19 protein-coding genes and 1 pseudogene are annotated in these 19474 nt (G+C 70.8%); 6 read left to right on the top strand and 14 right to left on the bottom strand.

Going from position 1 to position 19474, the window contains the following annotated elements:
• Both OHA88_RS33750 and OHA88_RS33745 read left to right on the top strand, forming a co-directional pair.
• Positions 1–810 carry an NAD-dependent epimerase/dehydratase family protein gene (locus OHA88_RS33750; RefSeq protein ID WP_328628276.1) on the top strand — a complete coding sequence of 270 codons (810 nt, stop codon included), beginning with the start codon at positions 1–3 and terminating at the stop codon, positions 808–810.
• Between the two features lie 105 nt (positions 811–915).
• Positions 916–2133 (top strand): TerD family protein, encoded by a 1218-nt coding sequence (locus OHA88_RS33745; protein ID WP_328628275.1) that lies wholly within the window; start codon positions 916–918, stop codon positions 2131–2133.
• Between the two features lie 120 nt (positions 2134–2253).
• Here the strand turns inward: OHA88_RS33745 and OHA88_RS33740 are convergent, their stop codons facing one another.
• The 5 genes and pseudogenes from OHA88_RS33740 to OHA88_RS33720 all read right to left on the bottom strand — a co-directional run bounded on the left by OHA88_RS33740 (position 2254) and on the right by OHA88_RS33720 (position 8750).
• A complete protein-coding gene (locus tag OHA88_RS33740) occupies positions 2254–2484 on the bottom strand; it encodes a hypothetical protein (protein WP_014156926.1) in 231 nt (76 codons plus the stop codon).
• Between the two features lie 78 nt (positions 2485–2562).
• Positions 2563–4142, bottom strand: a pseudogene (locus OHA88_RS33735) (TROVE domain-containing protein).
• Positions 4143–4630: 488 nt separating this feature from the next.
• Positions 4631–6100 (bottom strand): alkaline phosphatase PhoX, encoded by a 1470-nt coding sequence (locus OHA88_RS33730; RefSeq protein ID WP_326603002.1) that lies wholly within the window; start codon positions 6098–6100, stop codon positions 4631–4633.
• A 179-nt stretch (positions 6101–6279) separates the two neighbouring features.
• Positions 6280–7737, bottom strand: a complete 1458-nt coding sequence (locus OHA88_RS33725; RefSeq protein ID WP_328628274.1) for a hypothetical protein — start codon at positions 7735–7737, stop codon at positions 6280–6282.
• 305 nt (positions 7738–8042) lie between these two features.
• On the bottom strand, positions 8043–8750 hold the full coding sequence (locus tag OHA88_RS33720; protein ID WP_328628273.1) for an antibiotic biosynthesis monooxygenase: 708 nt from the start codon (positions 8748–8750) through the stop codon (positions 8043–8045).
• A 172-nt stretch (positions 8751–8922) separates the two neighbouring features.
• On the opposite strand from OHA88_RS33720, the gene OHA88_RS33715 reads away from it, so the two are divergent.
• A complete protein-coding gene (locus OHA88_RS33715) occupies positions 8923–9366 on the top strand; it encodes a GNAT family N-acetyltransferase (protein ID WP_328628272.1) in 444 nt (147 codons plus the stop codon).
• A 15-nt stretch (positions 9367–9381) separates the two neighbouring features.
• Here OHA88_RS33715 and OHA88_RS33710 read toward each other — a convergent pair whose 3' ends face one another.
• Positions 9382–10077 carry a DUF4232 domain-containing protein gene (locus OHA88_RS33710; RefSeq protein WP_328628271.1) on the bottom strand — a complete coding sequence of 232 codons (696 nt, stop codon included), beginning with the start codon at positions 10075–10077 and terminating at the stop codon, positions 9382–9384.
• 150 nt (positions 10078–10227) lie between these two features.
• Between OHA88_RS33710 and dapA the strand changes: the two genes are divergently transcribed.
• Positions 10228–11112, top strand: coding sequence for a 4-hydroxy-tetrahydrodipicolinate synthase (gene dapA / locus OHA88_RS33705; protein ID WP_328628270.1), 885 nt, complete (start codon positions 10228–10230; stop codon positions 11110–11112).
• On the opposite strand, the gene dapD is transcribed toward dapA, so the two are convergent.
• Positions 11109–12095 (bottom strand): 2,3,4,5-tetrahydropyridine-2,6-dicarboxylate N-succinyltransferase, encoded by a 987-nt coding sequence (dapD, locus tag OHA88_RS33700; RefSeq protein ID WP_328628269.1) that lies wholly within the window; start codon positions 12093–12095, stop codon positions 11109–11111. The two genes, dapA and dapD, sit on opposite strands and share 4 nt — an antisense overlap.
• Before the next feature lie 91 nt (positions 12096–12186).
• Positions 12187–13434, bottom strand: coding sequence for an MFS transporter (locus OHA88_RS33695; RefSeq protein ID WP_328628268.1), 1248 nt, complete (start codon positions 13432–13434; stop codon positions 12187–12189).
• Between the two features lie 111 nt (positions 13435–13545).
• Here OHA88_RS33695 and OHA88_RS33690 point away from each other — a divergent pair, with 111 nt between their 5' ends.
• Positions 13546–14415, top strand: a complete 870-nt coding sequence (locus OHA88_RS33690) for a winged helix-turn-helix transcriptional regulator (protein ID WP_328628267.1) — start codon at positions 13546–13548, stop codon at positions 14413–14415.
• 81 nt (positions 14416–14496) lie between these two features.
• Here OHA88_RS33690 and OHA88_RS33685 read toward each other — a convergent pair whose 3' ends face one another.
• Together OHA88_RS33685 and OHA88_RS33680 are read right to left on the bottom strand one after the other, a co-directional pair.
• Complete coding sequence (locus OHA88_RS33685) at positions 14497–15033, bottom strand: TetR/AcrR family transcriptional regulator (RefSeq protein WP_328628266.1); 537 nt, start codon at positions 15031–15033, stop codon at positions 14497–14499.
• On the bottom strand, positions 15033–15353 hold the full coding sequence (locus tag OHA88_RS33680) for a DMT family transporter (RefSeq protein ID WP_267005785.1): 321 nt from the start codon (positions 15351–15353) through the stop codon (positions 15033–15035). The genes OHA88_RS33685 and OHA88_RS33680 overlap by 1 nt, the downstream gene beginning before the upstream one ends.
• A gap of 275 nt (positions 15354–15628) precedes the next feature.
• Here OHA88_RS33680 and OHA88_RS33675 point away from each other — a divergent pair, with 275 nt between their 5' ends.
• Positions 15629–16651 (top strand): DUF7847 domain-containing protein, encoded by a 1023-nt coding sequence (locus OHA88_RS33675; protein ID WP_328628265.1) that lies wholly within the window; start codon positions 15629–15631, stop codon positions 16649–16651.
• Positions 16652–16706: 55 nt separating this feature from the next.
• On the opposite strand, the gene OHA88_RS33670 is transcribed toward OHA88_RS33675, so the two are convergent.
• From OHA88_RS33670 to sufU, 4 genes are all read right to left on the bottom strand, one after another.
• Entirely contained in the window at positions 16707–17072 is a 366-nt protein-coding gene (locus tag OHA88_RS33670; RefSeq protein ID WP_328628264.1) for a VOC family protein, read from the bottom strand.
• A gap of 65 nt (positions 17073–17137) precedes the next feature.
• Complete coding sequence (locus tag OHA88_RS33665) at positions 17138–18532, bottom strand: DUF3616 domain-containing protein (RefSeq protein WP_328628263.1); 1395 nt, start codon at positions 18530–18532, stop codon at positions 17138–17140.
• Positions 18533–18673: 141 nt separating this feature from the next.
• A complete protein-coding gene (locus tag OHA88_RS33660) occupies positions 18674–19012 on the bottom strand; it encodes a metal-sulfur cluster assembly factor (RefSeq protein ID WP_030974666.1) in 339 nt (112 codons plus the stop codon).
• Entirely contained in the window at positions 19009–19464 is a 456-nt protein-coding gene (gene sufU, locus OHA88_RS33655) for a Fe-S cluster assembly sulfur transfer protein SufU (RefSeq protein WP_267005782.1), read from the bottom strand. Before sufU ends, OHA88_RS33660 begins: the two co-directional genes overlap by 4 nt.
• Positions 19465–19474: the final 10 nt, after the last annotated feature.

The following is a 19474-nucleotide window of genomic DNA, read 5'->3' as shown; positions in this document are numbered from 1 at the left end:
ATGCCCGCTCCCCGCACCGTCCTGCTCACCGGCGCCGCCGGCGGCCTCGGCACCCTGATGCGCGGCCTGCTGCCTGCGTACGGCTACGAGCTCCGCCTCTTCGACGTCACCCCCATCGAGGGCGAGCCGGGCGCGATCACGGCCGACCTCGGCGACAAGGAGGCGCTGCGCGAGGCCGTGCGCGGCGTCGACGCGATCATCCACCTCGCGGGCATCTCACTGGAAGCCTCCTTCGACAAGATCCTGCACTCCAACATCGAGGGGACGTACAACCTGTACGAGGCCGCGCGCGAGGAGGGCGTCCGGCGCATCGTGTTCGCCTCCTCCAACCACGCGATCGGCTGCACCCCGCGCCCCCTCCCCGGCGACCCGCTGATCCCGATCGACACTCCGCGCCGCCCCGACACCTTCTACGGCCTCTCCAAGTCGTTCGGCGAGGACCTCGCCCAGCTCTACTGGGACAAGCACGCCCTGGAGACCGTCTCCGTGCGCATCGGCTCCTGCTTCATGGAACCGACGTCCGTACGGATGCTGTCGGTCTGGATGAGCCCCGGTGACGGCGCCCGGCTCTTCCACGCGGCGCTCACCGCCGACCAGGTCGGCCACACCGTGGTCTACGGCTCCTCCGACAACACCCGCCTGTGGTGGGACCTGACCACGGCCCGGTCGCTCGGGTACGAGCCGCAGGACGACTCCGAGCAGTACGCGGAGAAGCTCGTCGCGGAACACGGCGAACTCGACCCGGACAACCCGGACCACGCCCACCTCGGCGGCCACTTCGTCACCCATCCGCCGATCTGGCCGTACTGACGGGCTCGTACCCGGCCGGGCGCGTCCCGACCGGGCGCGCCCGGGGCGTCCGAAGGCGGCCGAAGGTAAGGGAACGGCAAAGCCGGGTCGTTCGTTACCCCGGGCATGACCGCTATGACCCCCGGCTCGAACATCCCTCTCTCCACCGCCCGCGTGGCGGTGGACGTCGCCGCCCCGGTGCGGCTCGACGTCTCGGGCCTGCTGCTCACCGCCGACGGCAAGGTGCGTTCCGACGACGACTTCATCTTCTACAACCAGCCCACCGGCCCCGGCGTGACCTACCGCTCCGGCGGCGGCACGGCGCCGGACGCGATCGTGGTGGACACCGCCGCGGTGCCGCCCGGCATCGAGAAGATCGTCGTCACGGCGAGCCCGGACGCGGCGGGTCAGACATTCCAGGGCATCGAGCCCACCGCCACCGTGCGCAACGCGGACGACGGCAGTGTGCTCGCCACCTTCACCCCGCCCCGTCTCGGCGCCGAGACGGCGCTCGTGGTCATCGAGGTCTATCTGCGCAACGGCGCCTGGAAGGCCCGAGCGGTCGGCCAGGGCTACGCCAACGGGCTGGCGGGCATCGCCACGGACTTCGGCGTCTCGGTCGAGGAGCCCGCCGCACCGTCCGCCCCGGTCGTACCCCCCATGCCTGCCGCCGCCCCCGTGGACCCGCGGACCGCCGCGCCCACGGCCCCACCCGTCGCCGCTCCGGCGGCCCCGCCCGTCGCCGCTCCGGCACCCGCCGGCTCCGGCAAGATCAACCTCGACAAGGGCCGGGTCAACCTCCAGAAGAACCAGACGGTGTCCCTGGTCAAGGGCGGCCGCCCGCTGCTCTCCCAGGTCAAGATGGGGCTGGGCTGGGAACCCGCGTTCCGCGGCAAGGACATCGACCTCGACGCCTCGGTGATCGCCTACGGCCCCAACCGGAACCACCTGGACAGCTGCTACTTCGGCAAGCTCTCCATCCTGAACGGTGCGATCAAGCACTCCGGCGACAACCTCACGGGCGAGGGCGCGGGGGACGACGAGGTGATCGTCGTGGACCTGGGCCGGATCCCCCCGGAGGCGACGGGGCTGGTCTTCACGGTCAACTCGTTCACCGGCCAGAAGTTCACCGAGGTCGCCAAGGCCTACTGCCGGCTGATCGACGCGACCTCCGGCGAGGAGTTGGTCCGCTTCGACCTGACCGGCGCCGAGCCGCAGACCGGCGTGATGATGGCGAAGCTGATCAAGCAGTTCTCCGGCGAGTGGGAAATGACGGCGATGGGCGACTTCGTGAAGTCGCGCACGGTTCGCGGCATGGTCAAGCCCGCCGCCCAGGCGTTGTAGAAGGTCGCTCCGCGCACTCCTGGAGCCCGCTCCTGAAATGGCTTCCGGGGCACCTGCTGGATCTGCAGGTGCCCCGGAAGGGGAATGCGGGACGGACGCTTCGTACGCTCGTCGTCCCTCTCAGAGCTTGGTCAGCTTGGAGTACGGGCTCAGGATCCTCCCCTGTCGCCCCGAGAAGTCGATGAGCACTGCGTCGTTGTCGCCCTCGACAGCGAGGACTCGACCGAGTCCGAACTGGTCGTGCGACACCCTGTCGCCCACATCGAAGCATTCGACCGGTGGGGCCGCCTGGGCCGGGCGGTTGAAGGGACTGGAAGGCAGGTGACGCCGGGATCCGGCTGACTGTTTCATTACGTTGAGTATGCGCCTCCGGGACGCCCGACGCCATGCCCGACCACTCCTGGGGGCCCACTGATGCCGGATTCGTAATCAGCGCATCCAGGGCCAGTCGGCGTCCCGCCCCGCCTCCAGCAGGGGCACCATGCGGAATGCGGCGTCCGAAAGACCCCCGAAGGTGTGGCGGTTCTCGCTTCCGGACGGGGCGTGCCCGACCCGGTATCCGGCCAGATTCCAGGTGTACACGGGCACACTCGCCGGGACGGCCTCGGTGGCATCCCCGTAGTACGTGAACGACGCCTGCTCGTCCGTGACGATCAGCACCCGGTCGTGGCCGCGGTAGTGCCGGCGGACCGCCTCCGCGGTGTTGGTCCCACCGAGATCACCGAACCGGTCCAGGATCTTCAGCACGGACTCGCCCCTGCGAAAGGCCACGGGTGCGCTGTTCGTACCGAATTCCACCAGATCGGCATCGGAGGCCCGCAGCGCGAGCGCCGCACCGAAGATCGCGGCGGCATCGGCCCGGTTCAGCTGCGAACGGTCCGAGAGCGGCGACCACATCGAGCCCGAGCGGTCGACCAGGATCAGCGTCCGCCCCCGCAGCGCCGGAACATTCGCGAGGGAGTGGCCGAGCGCCTGCTCCAGCGGGTACGCCCAGCGCAGCGACGGAGCGTGCCGGTACGCCGCGAGGTAGCGGAACGGGAACTGCCGCGATGCGGCGACCACGGCCGGGTCGGAGATCTTCGCCGCCACCTGCGCGGCGATCTCGTCCGAGACGCCCGCCTCGTCGAAATTGCGCAGATTGCGGACGAGCGCCATCGCCCCCATCGACGGAATGACCGCCTCCCATGCCGCGGCGTCCATCGGACCCTGCAGCCAGCCCGCCAGGGCCTCCCAGGTCATGCCCGCTGCGGCCAGCCGGTCCGCCCCGTCCGGCGCGGTGATCACGGCCCGCCGCTCCTCGACGGCAGCTCCATCAGCGCCCGGTGGGCGGTGAGGGTGCGGTTCGAGGAGGGCGGAACCGCCGCGTCCGGGTGATGCCGGCGGTCGAGGGCATAGCGGAACAGCTCGCCCTGCCATGTCTTCTCCGGGTCGGGCGCGGCGTGCACCAGGTTCAGGATGTCGCCGAAGCGGTAGCCCTTGGACGCGGTGTCGTACTTCAGCAGCGACTTGCCGTTGTAGAGGCGGCGTACGGCGTCGGCGATCCCTCGCTTGACAGGCTTGGGCACGGTACGGCCGTACTGCGAGGTCCAGTACCCCAGCAGCTCACCGGGCTCGTCGGCGCGCAGCAGGACGGAGTCGACGACCTGCCGGTTGGACGGCCCGTCCTCGGCCCCCGCGTCGAGCCGGGCCTTCACGTACTCGGCGGCGCCGACGATCGCCGCGGTCCGCATCCCGCCGTCGCGGCGCAGCCATCCCAGCAGTCCGGCGGTCCAGTCGGGGTCGCCCACCGCAAGGATGCGTACCAGGGTGGCGAATCGGCTGTCGCGCTGCTCGGCATTCTCGTAAAAGGTCTGCTGCGAGACGAAATTGGCGACGGCAAGCAGGAAGAGTTCGGAACGGTTGTCCCGGAGATGTCCACGGCCACCCTGACCGGTGGGCGCGGTGTGCCCGGTCGACTTCACGGGCGAAGCCGTATTCGCCTTGGTGGTACGGACGTTGAAGCGCGCCATGGTGAATTCCCCCGAATTCATTGAGGGAAGGCACAGCGCAGGGGCGCCCGAGATCAGGAGTCGGCGACGGGCTTGCCTGATGCTCTGCCCATTGAGCTACCGGCCGTGGCCGGGCGGGACTCGAACCCGCAACCGTCAGATCCGAGAAGTATCCGTCACCTGCGCACCGGGCACCGGTGCTGTGCCTCCCGAGATCAAGGTCGGCGACGGCGGGACTTGTTTCGAAGAAGTAGCCGTAGCCTGCGCACCGGGAGGTGCGTGCAAATTCTTGAAGCTGTACGTACCCAGAGATCACAGTCGGCGGAACCGACGAAGGTGCTCTACCCCCTGAGCTACACCGGCTCGAAAGCCGATGACGGGACTTGAACCCGCGACATCCCCATTAAGAGTGGAAGTAGGTCCTGCCTGCGCACCTGGGCACAGACAGGACCTTAGAAGACCGGCCTCCGGACGCGCGACGGGTTTTCCGCGCGCGTCCGGACGGTGCGTCAGTGCCGGTTCGGCTGGCGCTTCCACGGGCCGGTGATGGCGAGCATGATGCCGGGCGTCTGGATGTTGGCGAACAGCGTCTTCCCGTCGGGCGAGAAGGTGACACCGGTGAACTCGCTGTACTCCGGCTCCTCGGCCGTGCCCGCGTTCAGGTCGTTGCGCGCGATCGGGTACGTGCGGCCGCTCTCCGTCGCCCCGAAGAGGTGCTGGACGCCCTCGCCGTCCTCGGCGATGACCAGACCGCCGTACGGCGAGACAGTGATGTTGTCCGGGCCGTCGAAGGCGCCGTCCTTCGACGGGTCGGCGTTCACGCCGAGGAGCACCTTCAGCGTCAGCGTGCGGCGCTTCGGGTCGTAGAACCAGACCTGGCCGTCGTGCTGGACGGGGCTCTCCGCGCGGGCGAACGAGGAGACGATGTAGACGCCGCCGTCGCCCCACCACATGCCTTCGAGCTTGCGGGCGCGGGTGACGTCCTGGTCGCCGAACTGCTTGCGTACGGAGACGGTCTTGGCGTCGCGGTCGACGACGTCGACCCAGTCCACGCCGTACACCGTGCCGATCTTCGTGGCGCGGGACAGGTCGTCGACGAACTTGCCGCTCTTGTCGAAGCACTTGGTGGCCTGGAGGACACCGGCGTCGTCGGCGAGCGTGCGCAGCTTGCCGCGGCCGTGCTTGAAGCCGTGCGGCGGAACCCAGCGGTAGAGCAGCCCGTTGGGGCCGGCCGCGTCCTCGGTCAGGTAGGCGTGGCCGAGCTTGGGGTCGATGACGACAGCCTCGTGGGCGTACCGGCCGAACGCCTTGATCGGGCGCGGGTCGCGGTTGGCGCGCTCGTCGTACGGGTCGACCTCGAAGACGTAGCCGTGGTCCTTGAGCAGACCGTTCTTGCCGGCCTTGTCCTCGGTCTCCTCGCACGTGAGCCAGGTGCCCCACGGGGTGGCGCCACCGGCGCAGTTGGTGGACGTGCCGGCGATGCCGACCCACTCGGCGGTGCGGCCGTCGCGACGGGTCTCGACGACGGTGCAGCCACCGGCGGCGATCGGGTCGTAGACGAGGCCCTCGGCGAGCGGGACGGGGTGCTCCCAGCCGGTCCGGGTGCCGCTCAGCTCGTGGTTGTTGACGAGCAGGGTGACGCCGCGCGGGCCCTCGAAGGCAGCCGTGCCGTCGTGGTTGGAGGGGGTGTACTCGCCGGATTCCAGCTTGGTGACACCGCTGTGGGTGACGATGCGGTACGAGAATCCGGCGGGCAGCGCGAGTATGCCCTTCGGGTCGGAGACCAGCGGTCCGTAGCCGGGCTCGTCGCTGTGACCGTGTCCGTGGTCATCACCGTGGTGGTCGTCGTGGCCGTGGCCGGACTCCTGCGCGGCGAGGGCACCAGGCGCGGTAGCCAGGGCGGCGACGGTACCGGTCAGGGCGATGCCGGCGCCGGTGAGGGCGGACTGCTTGGTGAATTCCCTGCGCGTGAAGGGCATCACGAAACTCCTGGAGCTGCTGGGACGGGTGTTTGCGGGCTCACGCTCCCGCCCCTGCACTAACAGCAGTTGAACTGAAGGCGTCTTCAAGCGGCACCCTTTCTGTGAACCTTCACAGAGTCCCTACCGCCGACCTCCGCCCGGCTGCCCGACCCGACGGTCCGGCCCGGCCGCCCCGCTCAGCCGCCCGAACGCGACCGCGCCTTGAAGGCCGCCTTCCGTGCTTCCTTCGCCTTCTTCTTGTCGCTGTGCAGCCGCCCCATCGCCTCCAGGACGTCCGCCGTCGCCGGGTGCGCCACCCGCCACGCCTCGTCGAAGAACCCGCTGTGCTGGCCGGAGAGCCCCTCGACCAGCCCCTGGAGCTCGTCCAGATCGCCGTCCGCCTCCAGCTGGGCGGCGATCGTGTCGATGGCGAGCCAGAAGATCATCGACTCCGGCGGCGGGGGCACGTCCGCCGCGCCGCGCTCGGCGAGCCAGACCCGGGCGAGGCCGCCCAGCTCCGCGTCGTCCAGCACCGCACGGACCGCGGGCTCCGCCTCCGCGCCGACCAGGGCGAGCGCCTGCTGGCAGTGCAGCCTGCGCAGCGGGGCCTGCTGGTCCGCGCCGCGTGACGCGTCCAGCAGTTCGCCCGCGGCCCCGTCCGCGCCGCGGCGGGCGAGCCACTGCTCGACCTCGCTGCGCGCCGCTGCCTCCGGGTAGTACGCGATGCCGCCGAGGAGCCTGTCCGCGCCCTTGTCCGTGAGATCGCCGAGCGCCGGGGCATCGATGCCGGCCTCCAGCATCCGGGCCCGGATGCCGTACAGGCCGAGGGGGGTCAGCCGTACCATGCCGTACCGGCTGACGTCCTCGTCGTCGGCGGGCGGCTGGGCCTCCTCGCCCTCCTCGGCGAGCAGCGTCTCGTCCACCGGCCGGTAGGCGACGATCCCGATCGGTTCGAGAAGCCGGAACTGGTCGTCGAGGCGCATCATCGCCTCCGACACCTGTTCCAGGATGTCGTCGGTGGGCTCGCCCATGTCGTCGGGCACGATCATCGACGCGGCGAGCGCGGGCAGCGGTACGGGTGTCTCGCCCTCGCTGCCGTCGCCGACCGTGAGCAGATACAGGTTGCCGAGCACGCCGTCGAGGAATTCGGCTTCCGCCTCCGGGTCCCAGTCCAGGGCGTCGAAGTCGATCGAGCCGTCCTCGCCGACGAGATCGGCGAAGTCGTCGAAGACGGGTGCGGTGGCGTCGGCGTGCACTGCCTCCAGGCCGTCGAGCCAGATCGTGAGGACGTCCTGCGGGGAGCCGCCGGTCAGCAGCCCCAGGTTCTCGCCCGCGCTGACGGTCCCCTCGGCATCGTCTCCGGCGTCGTCCCCCTCCGGGTCGTGGACGTCGAGGAGCCCGGTGTCGACCGCGAGCCGCCACGCCTCACTGGCCTCCGCGGCACCGTCCTCGTCCGCCGCCAGCCCGAGGTGATCGGCCGCGGCGGGCAGCTGCGCCTCGACGAGCTCCCCGCCGGCGCCGACCCGGGTCTCGGGTCCCGCCCAGCGGGCGAGTCGGACGGCCCGGGCGAGCAGCGGCGCGGCGAGCGCGTCCCGTGCCAGCTCCGCCTCGGGGTGCAGCCGTACCGGTGGCAGGGTGGGGCGCTCTGCGGACATCAGGTGGTTCTCCTCGGACGTACGGGGGTACGGGCTCGGACCGACCCGCAGGGGGCGGTGGTCCCAGGCCGACCAAGCGTAGACGCATTTCGCCCATGCCACTCGGTTCCCAGGACGGACGGCGGCCGGTCACCCGCCGGGCCTCGGCAACTGCCGTGCACAGCCGGGGAATCGACGCGTTCGGGCACCCCCTCATCCACTTCCCACGCTCCCCCGGAGCCCGTGCCGCCCCCCGCATCGGCCACCCGAACCACCGCCGGTTCACAGGCCCCGCACTTGCGCCCGTGGACCCCGGTCCTCGCCGGCTATGCGCCCGCCCGCAGACTGAGCGCGGGCGAGTACCGGTGCACACCGCCGCCGATCACCCCGGGGTACGACTGCACCCGCTCCCACTGCGGAGTCTTCGACCCGACGCCGTCGCCGGGTGCGGTGAGCGCGTCGATGTGCGCCTGCGCGCTCGCCCATTCCGCGTAGTTGAGTACGCGGGTCCCGTCGACGCTCACATGGAAGTACCCGGAGATACCGCCGGGGGCGGGTGCCGGATCCGTACCGAGCGCCTCGAACACGGTGTCCACCCAGTCCCGTTGACGCGCCTTGTCCGGCCCGTCGAACTCGACGTCGACGATCACGACGCAACCCGGCTCAGGGGTGTCGTCCTCGCTCGGTGCCGTGGAGCGGTAGAGCTCGTACGTGTGCAGCCCGAGCCGGCGGATCCCGGGCACGGCGGCATCGATGTCGGTGTTGCGGGCGTCCCGTCCGCTCGCGACGAACTCCTGATATGCGCCCTCACCACTCCACTGGGAGTAGTGGAACAGCGTCTTCCCGTCGTCCCCCGCATGCACGGTGTACGAGAGCAGCCCCTGGTGCGGCCAGTCCCGGCTGCCCCACGCCTCACGGATGGCCTCGACCGCCTGCCGCTGCCGCGCGGGGGTACCGACGTCCCAGGTACTGGCCTTGACGAGGCCCACATCGCCCCGGGCGACATCGGGACGGGACTCGGACTGCACGCTCATGACGGCCCTCCTCACCGGGGCACCCCTGCGGTGCGCCGCTGACGACCACCCTGATAGGTCAAGCACGCTTGAGGTCAACCACCGGCTTCACGGGAGCCCGGCGCCGGCCGGCCGCGCGACCGCACCGTATCCGGCTGCTGAGCGCTCAGGTGCCCGTGCCAGACTCCGGGGCGTGATCCTTCGTACCGCCACCCGCGCCGACCTGCCCGCCGTCCTCGCGCTGCTCGCCGACGAGAACCGGGTCGTCGACCCGGCCTCGGTCGTGGTCGACGAGGCGTACGAGAAAGCCTTCGCCGATATCGAGAGCGATCCGCGCAACGAGATGCTTGTGCTGGTGGACGGCGACACGGTGCTGGGCTGCCTGCAGGCCACGTACATCCCGGGGCTCGGGAAGCGCGGCGAGGAGCGGGCGCTGATCGAGGCGGTGCGGATCAGGACCGACCGGCGGGGCGACGGGCTGGGGCGCGAGCTGATGAGGCAGGCCGTCGACCGGGCCCGGCTGCGGGGTTGTGCGCTGGTGCAGCTGACCAGCAACAAGCGGCGTGCCGACGCGCACCGGTTCTACCAGTCGCTGGGCTTCGACCGCAGCCACGAAGGTTTCAAGCTCGCCCTCTGAGCCGCCCCGGCGGCGCTACTGGGGCGACACGGTGCGCCAGGCGGTCATGTTCAGCTCGTCGAGCAGCCGTACGTCGCTCCCCTTCAGCGGGAACGTGCGCGCTTCCAGTCCCGGGGCCGGTGCGATCTCCAGCGCGTCGCCCTCGATGAGGTCGCCGCCGGTCGCGGTGGAGACCCAGGCGAGCAGCGAGTGCAGAGTCTGCCCCGGCTTCAGCATGACCTCTTTCGGACCCGGGTCGGTTCCCATGTACGAGGAGCCCGGATTCACCTTGACCGGCAGCGGTTCGCCTTCGTCGTCCAGGACCCGGACGGACGGGTAGCCGTCGACCCGGTACGGCTTGCTGCCGCAGTTGGTGAGGGTGAGCCCCACGGCCCGGTGGCCCAGCGCCGCCTGCACCTCGCCCATGTCCACGACGAGGCCGGAGGACGGGCAGTCGGCCCGGGCGGCAGCGCTCGGCGGCGTGGCGGGGCTGCTGGGCACGTCCCCGGTGGCGGGCGGGGTGGTGGACAGGTCACCCGGCTGCAGCTTCTCCGCGTGTACCCGGCCGGGTGTGTACGAGACGCTCGGCGTCGGCCCCGGCTCCCCCTCGCCCGCCGGAACGAGGAATCCGGCGCATCCCGACAGCGACAGGGCCAACGCCCCGGCCGTGCACACGGCCGCCACCGCTCTTCGCGTCCCGTTCCCCGTACTCGCCGTTTCCCGCATGCTCATGCACCCGCCCCCGTATCGGCCTGCCGCATAGGTGTTCGATCATGCCAGAGCGCGGGCCGGGCTCCAATGACCATTGTTCAGCGTTCCTTCCTCTTCACCCCAAGAAGAACTAAGTAGACCTTTACGGTCCGGCTGTCCGACACTTCGGACATGACAGCATCCGTAGCCCCCTTCGGCCGTGCCCTCTGCGCCATGGTCACTCCGTTCACCGCCGACGGCGACCTGGACCTGGACGCGGCCGCGAAGCATGCCGCCGGCCTCGTCGCCGACGGCTGCGACGGCCTGGTGCTCAGCGGCACCACCGGCGAGTCCCCGACCACCACCGACGCCGAGAAGACCGCACTGCTGCGCGCGGTCCGGGAAGCCGTCGGCGACGGCGTACCGCTCGTCGCGGGGGTCGGCAGTGCGGACACCCGGCACACCGTGCAGCTGGCGCAACAGGCCGAACAGGCAGGCGCGGACGGGCTGTTGGTCGTGACGCCGTACTACAGCAGACCCCCGCAGGCAGCCGTCGAGGCGCACTTCGGGCGCGTCGCCGACGCCACCGGCATTCCGCTGATGCTGTACGACATCCCCGGCCGCACCGGCACCCGGATCGAGCCGGCGACCCTGCTGCGGCTGGCCGGGCACCCGCGCATCGTGGCGGTGAAGGACTGCGCGTACGACCTGCTCGGCTCGACAAAGGTGATCGGCGCGACCTCGCTCGCGTACTACTCGGGCTGCGAGGAGCTCAACCTGCCGCTGTACGCGGTGGGCGCGGCAGGCTATGTCAGCACGGTCGCCAATGTGGCGCCCCGCCAACTGCGGGTGGTTCTCGACGCGTTCGACGCCGGGGACACCGCGGAGGCCGCCCGGCTCAATCGGCTGACTGTGCCGCTGGCCGAACTGATGATGGCGTCGGGTCTGCCCGGCACCGTGACGGCCAAGGCACTGCTCGACGCGGGCCCGGTCCGGGAACCGCTGCAGCCCGCCGGGCGCGAGGCGACCGACGGGCTGCGCAGGGCGTACGAGGAACTCCTCGCCGCTACAGGCTAGTTGTGGTTGTGCAGGACGTCGTTCAGACCGTCCCACACCGCGTTGTTCGGGCGGGCCTCGACGGCGCCGGTGACCGAGTTGCGGCGGAAGAGGATGTTCGAGGCGCCGGAGAGCTCGCGCGCCTTGACGATCTGGCCGTCCGGCAGCGTGATGCGCGTACCGGCGGTGACGTACAGACCGGCCTCGACGACGCACTCGTCGCCGAGCGCGATCCCGACGCCGGCCTCGGCACCGATCAGGCAGCGCTCGCCGATGACGATGCGCTCCTTGCCGCCGCCGGAGAGGGTGCCCATCGTGGAGGCGCCGCCGCCGATGTCGGAGCCGTTGCCGACGACGACGCCCGCGGAGATGCGGCCCTCGACCATCGACGTGCCGAGCGTCCCGGCGTTGAAGTTGACGAAGCCCTCGTGCATGACGGTCGTACCGGCGGCGAGGTGCGCGCCGAGCCTGACCCGGTCGGCGTCGGCGATCCGGACGCCCTTCGGTGCGACGTAGTCCGTCATCCGGGGGAACTTGTCGACCGAGGTGACCTGGAGGTGCAGGCCGTCGGCGCGGGCGTTCAGCCGCACGTGCTCCAGGTCGTCGACGGCGACCGGACCCAGCGACGTCCAGGCGACGTTGGTGAGGAGGCCGAAGACGCCGTCCAGGTTCTGGCCGTGCGGCTGGACGAGGCGGTGCGAGAGGAGGTGCAGGCGCAGGTACGCGTCGTGCGCATCGAGCGGCTTGTCGTCGAGCGAGGCGATGACCGTACGGACGGCGACGATCTCGACACCGCGACGGGCGTCCACGCCGATGGCCCTGGCCGCACCCTCACCGAGCAGGTTCACGGCGAGGTCGGGGGTGAGCCGCTCGGTTCCGGCCGGGCCGGGCTCGGCGGCGAGCGCGGGGGCGGGGTACCAGGTGTCGAGAACGGAACCGTCGCCGGCGATGGTGGCGAGGCCGGCGGCGACGGCGCCGGTGGTGCGAGAAGTCGTGTCGGTCATGACACGAAACCTAACCGGCGAGGCCCCGCCGGAGCCAACCGGTCTCGCCGGACGGTCACCGCGCAGCCCTCGCCGGCCTCGCACGATCCGCTCACCCGGACTGTGCCTGCCGTACGGGTGGCGCCTGCCCGGCAGGCGCGTCGCGCACCGGCCCCCGCGCGGTTCCCGGCCCGGGCCCTCTCAGCCGCCGCGCCGCCAGCACCGCGAGGCCCGCGCCGCCCGCCAGCAACGCACAGGCCGGCCAGAGCAGCTGCGGCGCGGTGGCGTAGAGCGCGCCGCCGAGCGGCGGCGCCAGCACCTGCCCGCTGATGGAGGCGCCCGCGTACAGACTCTGGAAGCGGCCCTGCGCATGGGCGGGCGCCTGGTCCGCGACGTACGCCGTGGCGGTGGTCTTGTAGAGGATCTCGCCCGCGGTCACCGACGCCATCATGGTGACGGCGAACAGCACCCCCGCCCCCGGGATCAGCGCCGCGAACCCCAGCCCCACCAGCAACAGACCGGCGCCGACGATGCTCAGCGGCGCCCGTCGGCGCAGCGCGTGCGTCACGGGGAGTTCGAGGCAGAGGATGACGCCGCCGTTGATGGCGAGCAGCCAGCCGTAGAACTGTGTGCTGCGGCCGTGATCGGCAAGGAAGACCGGCAGGGTCGAGTACTGCTGCCGGTAGACGAGGTCCACGCAGAGGATCGCGGCGAGCAGCACCGGCACCGCCGGCCTGGCCCGCAGCTCCCGCCGGAGCCCGGGCGCGTCGGGGTCGTGGACCGGCCGGGTGTGTACGGTGCCGCGCGCCGGGAGCACCTTCGATGCGTACACGGCGAAGAGCAGCGTCCCCAGGCCGTCGACGACGAACAGGCAGTCGTACGAGAAGTGGGCGGCGACCAGCGCGCCGAGCGGTGGGCCGACGGTGAAGCCCGCGTTGCCGCCGGCGCGCATCACGGCGAAGCTCTGGCGTCGGCCGCCCTCGGGCACGGAGACGGCGACGAGTGCGGAGTTGGCGGCGCGTACGACGCCGGCCGCGTACTGAGCGAGCGGCAGCACCCCGTACATCGCCGCGACCGGCAGGACCGGCAGGGTGACGAACGCCGCGCCGCTCACCAGCGCGCCCGCGAGGAGCATCCGGCGGTGGCCGTAGTGGTCGCCGAACCAGCCGCCGGTGAAGTTCCCGGCGACCAGGCCGACCCCGCCGATGCCCGCGATCACTCCGGCCTGCGGGACGGTCAGTTCGCGCGGTCCGGTCAGATAGACGAAGAGATAGACGAAGGTGAAGCTGACGACTCCGTTGAGGAAGGCGCCGAAGGCCAACAGCCGCACCGTCCGCGGCACGTTCCGCAGCATCCCCATCCGCAGCACCCCCCAGTGAGTTCCCCTTGGGAACGGACTATGGCAGCATGCTTTCCGCGGGTCAATCCAGCCATGGCCTACCCGGGGAAGAGAACGGAAGAAGACGAAGCAATGCCGCAGCGCACCAGCCTGGCCGACGCCGACTGCGCGATCGCCCAGGCCCTCGATGTCGTCGGCGACTGGTGGACCCTGCTGATCGTGCGGGACACAGCGCGCGGGGTGCACCGCTTCGACGCGCTGCAGCAGGAGCTGGGCATGTCCCGCAAGGTGCTCACCGAGCGGCTGCGCCTGCTGGTCGACGCGGGCGTACTGACCCGGGAGCCGTACCAGGACCGCCCGGCCCGGTACGAGTACCGGCTCACCCCGCGCGGCCGGGCGCTGCTGCCCGTGCTGATCGCGCTCCAGGACTGGGGCGACACCTGGGTGACGGGAGACGGAGAGACGATGGCGACGACGACGGAGGCGTCCCGGGAGGCGGCGCGGGTGCACGCCTTGGTGGGCACGCGCCTGCCCGAGCTGCAACTTCTCGACAGCTACGGCGTGCTGACCGACCCGGTCGCCGACACCCCGTACACCGTCCTGTACTGCTTTCCGGGCGCGTACGCCCGTCGGGACGCCTATCCGCCCGGCTGGGCGGAGATCCCGGGCGCGCGCGGCTGCACCCTCGAATCCTGCACGTACCGCGACCAGTTGGCCGAGTTCACGGCGGCGGGGGCGAGCGTGCACGGAGTCTCCACCCAACGCCCTGACGAGCAGCGGGCGTTCGCGGACGCGGAGGGTCTGCGCTTCCCGCTGCTGTCCGACGCGGAGCTGGAGCTGGCGGCAGCGCTGCGCCTGCCGACGTTCCGGGTCGCGGGGGTCAGCCGGCTGAAGCGGCTGACGCTGGTGGTGGACCGGGACCGGACAGTCCGCGAGGCGCTGTATCCGATCACGGACATCGAGGCGAGCGTGCGGGCGGCACTGACGGCGGTCGGCGGCTGAACCGGCCGGTCGCCCCGGTCGGCCGACGAGCGATGCGCCGACGCCCGGCCCGGATCATCGGCTGACCCGGGCCGGCCCGGGTCAGCCGATGATCCGGGCCAGCATCTCCCGCGCGTACGCCGCGTCGTACGTCCCGCCCGTCAGCAGAACCTGCAGACAGATCCCGTCCATCAGCGCGATCAACGCCCGCGCGGTTGCCGGGTCGGTGCGTCCGGCGAGCAGCTCGGCGGTACCGTCCGTCCACTCGGCGGCGACGGGGCGCAGCGCGGGCCGGCGCAGCGCCGCAAGATACAGCTCGTACTCCAGCTCCGGTCGCCCGCGCCCGCCGGAGAACCACTCCCCCAGCAGCCGGGCCAGCTCCTCGGCGAGGTCCGCGTCCGGCGCGAGGAGTGCCTCGCTCTCCCGCATGGCGCGGGCGAAGTTCTCGTTCGACCGGCGCAGTGCGGCGATCAGCAGCTCGTCGAGCGAGGCGAAGTGATACGTCGTCGAGCCCAGCGGCACATCGGCCTCGACGGCGACGGAGCGATGGCTGAGCCCCGCGATGCCCTTTGCGCCCACCACCCGGATCGCCGCGTCGATGATGCGGCCGCGGCGCTCGGGGTCGTAACGGCGGGCCATCAGTGGGCTCCGCCCAGGTTGAGCACCACCACACCGGCGATGACCAGGGCGATGCCCGCCACCTTGACCGGGTTGCCGGACTCGCCCATGAACAGGACCCCTATGGTGGCGACCGCGGCCGTGCCGATCCCGGCCCAGATGGCGTACGCGGTACCCATGGAGAGTGTCTTCAGGGTCTGTGCGAGCAGCGAGAAGGCCAGCAGATAGCCGACGACGGTGATGAGCGAGGGCCACAGCCGGGTGAAACCCTCGCTGTACTTCATGGCCGTGGTACCGGCCACCTCCGCCGCGATGGCTGCGGCCAGCAGTCCGTATCCCATATGTACGAGTGTACGCATCGTTGCGTACACCTGTACACAACGGTTGGCCGGACCCGGCGCCCCTGGCTCGCAGCGGCCGGTGCCGCCGGCCGGGATCCGCTCCCGGGCCCGGACCGCTACGGTGTCCCGACCGGCACACAGCAACGACAACAGACAACGGAGCAGCAGTGGCGCAGGACGCAGGGTGGGGCGGCGGTGTGCCCGGGGGTGGCACACCGTACGGAGGAGCGCCGTACGGGGGGCCTCCCGGGCAACCGGGATGGGGCGGCGGCTGGATGCCGCCGCCGAAGCCCGGGGTGATACCGCTCCGGCCCCTCAACCTCGGGGACATACTCGGTGGGGCCTTCTCCACGATGGGCCGCTACTGGAAGCAGCTGTTCGGCGTGGGCGCGGCCGTGTACGGCGGGGCGCTGGTCGTGGTCGGGGCGGCGGTCGCGATCGCGTACTCCGCGGTCAGTGACCCTCTGCACCGGGTCATCGAGCTCTCCTCGGAGGAGAGCCCGAGCACGGAGGACATCGTGCCGCTGGTGATCGCCTTCGGCGCCGTCTGGCTCGTGGCAGTCCTGGTACTGATGACCGCCACGGCGATGATGTACGCGACGGTTCCGGCGGTTCTGCAGGACGCGGTTCTGGGCCGGCCGACCACCTTCGGCATCATCTGGCGCCGGGCCTGGGCGCGGGTCCCGGCCGTGATCGGCACGGTGCTCCTGACCTCCCTGGTCGCGGTGATCCCGGTGGTGCTCATGATGGTCGCCTTCATCGCCATGACGATCGCCTTCATCACCCTGGACAGCGGATCCGGCAGCGGGGTGGCGATCGCGGTGGGCATCCTGGGGGTCCTGGCCACCGCCCCGTTGGCGATCTGGCTCTGGGTGAAGTTCTCGCTGGCCCCCGCGGCCGCGGTCTTCGAGGGGCAGCGCCCGATCGCCGCGCTGCGCCGCTCGTCGCAGCTGGTGCGTGGTGACTGGTGGCGGATCTTCGGCATCTCGCTGCTGGCCATGGTCATGGCGGCCGTGGCGAGCTACATCATCCAGCTGCCGTTCTCGATCCTCGGCATGTTCCCCGGCATGATCGGCATGGAGAGCCTGGGCTCCGACCCGAATCCGACAGCGGTCATTGTCGCCATGAGCGGGTACCTGGTGGTATCACTGCTGGGCCAGCTGGTCGGCCAGCTCGTCTCGGCGACGTTCCCGCAGCTGGTGACCGGGCTGCTGTACGTGGACCGCCGGATGCGCAACGAGAATCTGGGGCCGGTGCTCGCCGAAGCCGCTGCCGTACCCCCGCAGTTCGGCCCGTGAGCGCGGGTCGGGCCCGTGCGCACGGGCCCGACCCGGGTTCCGGTGCAGGCGGCCCTCAGTCGATGAGCGAGTTCTTCGGGCTCAGCACGCAGAATTCGTTCCCCTCGGGGTCCGCCAGCACCACCCAGCTCGCATCGGCGCGCTGGCCGACGTCCAGCCGGGTGGCCCCGAGGCCGATGATCCGCGCAACCTCCGTGGCCTGGTCGTCGGGGGCGAGATCGATGTGGAGCCGGTTCTTGACCGCCTTCTCCTCCGGTACGGGGACGAAAGTGATACCGGGCACGGCGTCCTTGTCGGCGCCGATGACGATTTCGTCGTCGGCTTCGAAGAGCACCTTCAAGTCGAGCACCCGGCACCAGAACCGAGCCTGCGACGGCAGATCGTGGGCGTCGACGACGATGGAGTAAAAGGAAACGGCCATGACCGCCAGTCTGCCCGGTGGTCATGGCCGTTCACCATGACGAAACGCGAAGTCGCGCCCGTTCGTCAGCTGTTGACGGTGAACCAGACGGAACGGGACTTCTTCCACTCGGCGTGGTCGAGGTCCTTCGCCTCCGTGCCGTCCCCGTACAGATCGGCAGAGCCGGCGTCCGTGATCAGCTGCGCCCGCGCACCCGGCGCCGTCAGGTCCGGCACGTCGACGACGGCTTCCCAGCCGCCGGGGTCGGCGGTCGGCAGATCGGCCCGCTTGACCGGCGCGTGTCCGGCGACGCCGTCCCACGAGTAGAGGGCGTACGGGTCGGAGTTGTCATCGGCCGCCCAGGAACCGGCCACGATCAGATACTGGTCGGCGGCGTTCTTCCGGATGTCCCGGATGCTGAGCCCGCCGAGGTCCAGCTCGATCGGCGTGCCGATGACCGCCTTCGCCCCGCTCCCGGCCACCTTGTCGAAGTTGGTGACGGGCACGATCAGCGCCTTGCCGCCCTCGCTCGGCGGTACGAGCGGCGCCCGGAAGCCGAGGTACGCGGTGGTGGTCGAGCCGGGCGCGAACTCCAGGCCCTCGATGTTGAACCCGTCGATCTGCTTCGGCACTTGACCGATCGCCGTACCCGCGGCGAAGCCGTACCGGTTGCCGTTCGCCCTGTCCCAGGCGACGAGGTCGTCCCGGAGCTTCTTGTACGAGCCGCCGACCGTCAGCTGGGTGGCGGCGCCCGACCCGGTCACCGTCGTGGTGAAGACGGTGTTGCGGTCGGACTTGTACTCGCCGTCCTTGTTGTTGCCGAGCGAACCGGTCCAGTAGATGGTGTTCCCGACGCGGGTCGCGCCCTCGATGTCGATCTCCTTGTCCGCCCCGAGCGCCGAGCCGACGTCCCAGCTCTTCACGGGCGCACCGGACGCCGAACGGCTGTACAGCCGCAGCGTGTTGGACTCGTCGTCGGCCACCACCGCATATCCGCCCCCGACATCGACGGCGGCCGAGGCGTCCGAGGACCCGGTGAGGTAGCGCGTGTCGGCAGAGTTCTGCACGGCGGCGGACGCGGCGTAGTGCAGCGTCTTGGTGGCGGTCTTGCCGCCCAGCCCGGTGACCTTGATCGTGAGGTCCGCGTAGCCGCGCGCGTGCGCGGCGACCGCGAGCTGCCGGGTGGCGCCGGTCCCCGTCACGGTCACATCACCGGTTCCGGCGACGGACGACTTGGAACTGGCGGACGCCGCCACACCGAGCGCGGTGACATCTGCACCGCTCTGCGCGACGGTGACGGTGACCACGGGGTCACCGCTCGCTCCGACGGCGCCGGAGAGGTAGGCGGTCGACAGAGTAATCGTCGGAGTCCCGTAAGTCGCGGCGTCGGCAGGGGTGTTGATCCCCAGGGCGGCCAGCGCAAGAACGCCGGCCGCGGCGGTGGCCGCCCGACGGTTCCGGAGCGAAAGCTGATGCAGCACAGCGTGCCTCTCGTCGGCGTGATGTCGAGGAGAAGGCTCCGGTTCCCGCGCCAACGGCGGACACACACCATGCGTACGGCAGACGAACAACGCCGAACGGCCCCCGGCGGAAGCCGGGGGCCGTTCGGTCATGCGCACGACTCAGACGTTGAAGCCGAGCGCACGCAGCTGCTCGCGCCCGTCGTCCGTGATCTTGTCCGGGCCCCACGGCGGCATCCAGACCCAGTTGATCCGCAGCTCACTGACGATGCCGTCGGTCGCTGACTTCGCCTGGTCCTCGATGACATCGGTCAGCGGGCAGGCCGCGGACGTCAGTGTCATGTCGAGGGTGGCGATGTTGGCGTCGTCGATGTGGATGCCGTAGATCAGGCCCAGGTTGACGACGTCGATGCCCAGTTCGGGGTCGACGACGTCGTACAGGGCCTCGCGGACCTCCTCCTCGGAGGCCGGCTTGGTGGTGAGAGTCTCGTTGTCGCTCATGCCGTCTTCCCTTCGGACAGCGCCTGCGCCGTCGCATCCTTCCACGCCATCCAGCTCAGCAGCGCGCACTTGACCCGGGCCGGGTACTTCGAGACACCGGCGAACGCGACCGCGTCCTCCAGCACCTCCTCCATCGCGTCGTCCGGCTCCAGCTGGCCCTTCGACTGCATCAGCTCCAGGAAGGCCTCCTGGATCTTCTGCGCCTCGCCCAGCTCCTTGCCGACCAGCAGATCGTTCAGCACGGAGGCGGAGGCCTGGCTGATGGAGCAGCCCTGACCCTCGTACGACACGTCGGCGATGGTCTCGCCGTCGTACTTCACCCGGAGCGTGATCTCGTCGCCGCACGTCGGGTTGACGTGGTGCACCTCGGCGTCGCCGTCCCGCAGGCCGCGCCCGTGGGGGTGCTTGTAGTGGTCCAGGATCACTTCCTGGTACATCGAATCAAGCTTCACCAGTCAACCC

The sequence above is a fragment of the Streptomyces sp. NBC_00353 genome, assembly GCF_036108815.1.
Taxonomy (GTDB): domain Bacteria; phylum Actinomycetota; class Actinomycetes; order Streptomycetales; family Streptomycetaceae; genus Streptomyces.
The sequence above is the reverse complement of the archived record's forward strand: the minus strand, read 5'-3'. Positions and strand labels throughout refer to the sequence as shown.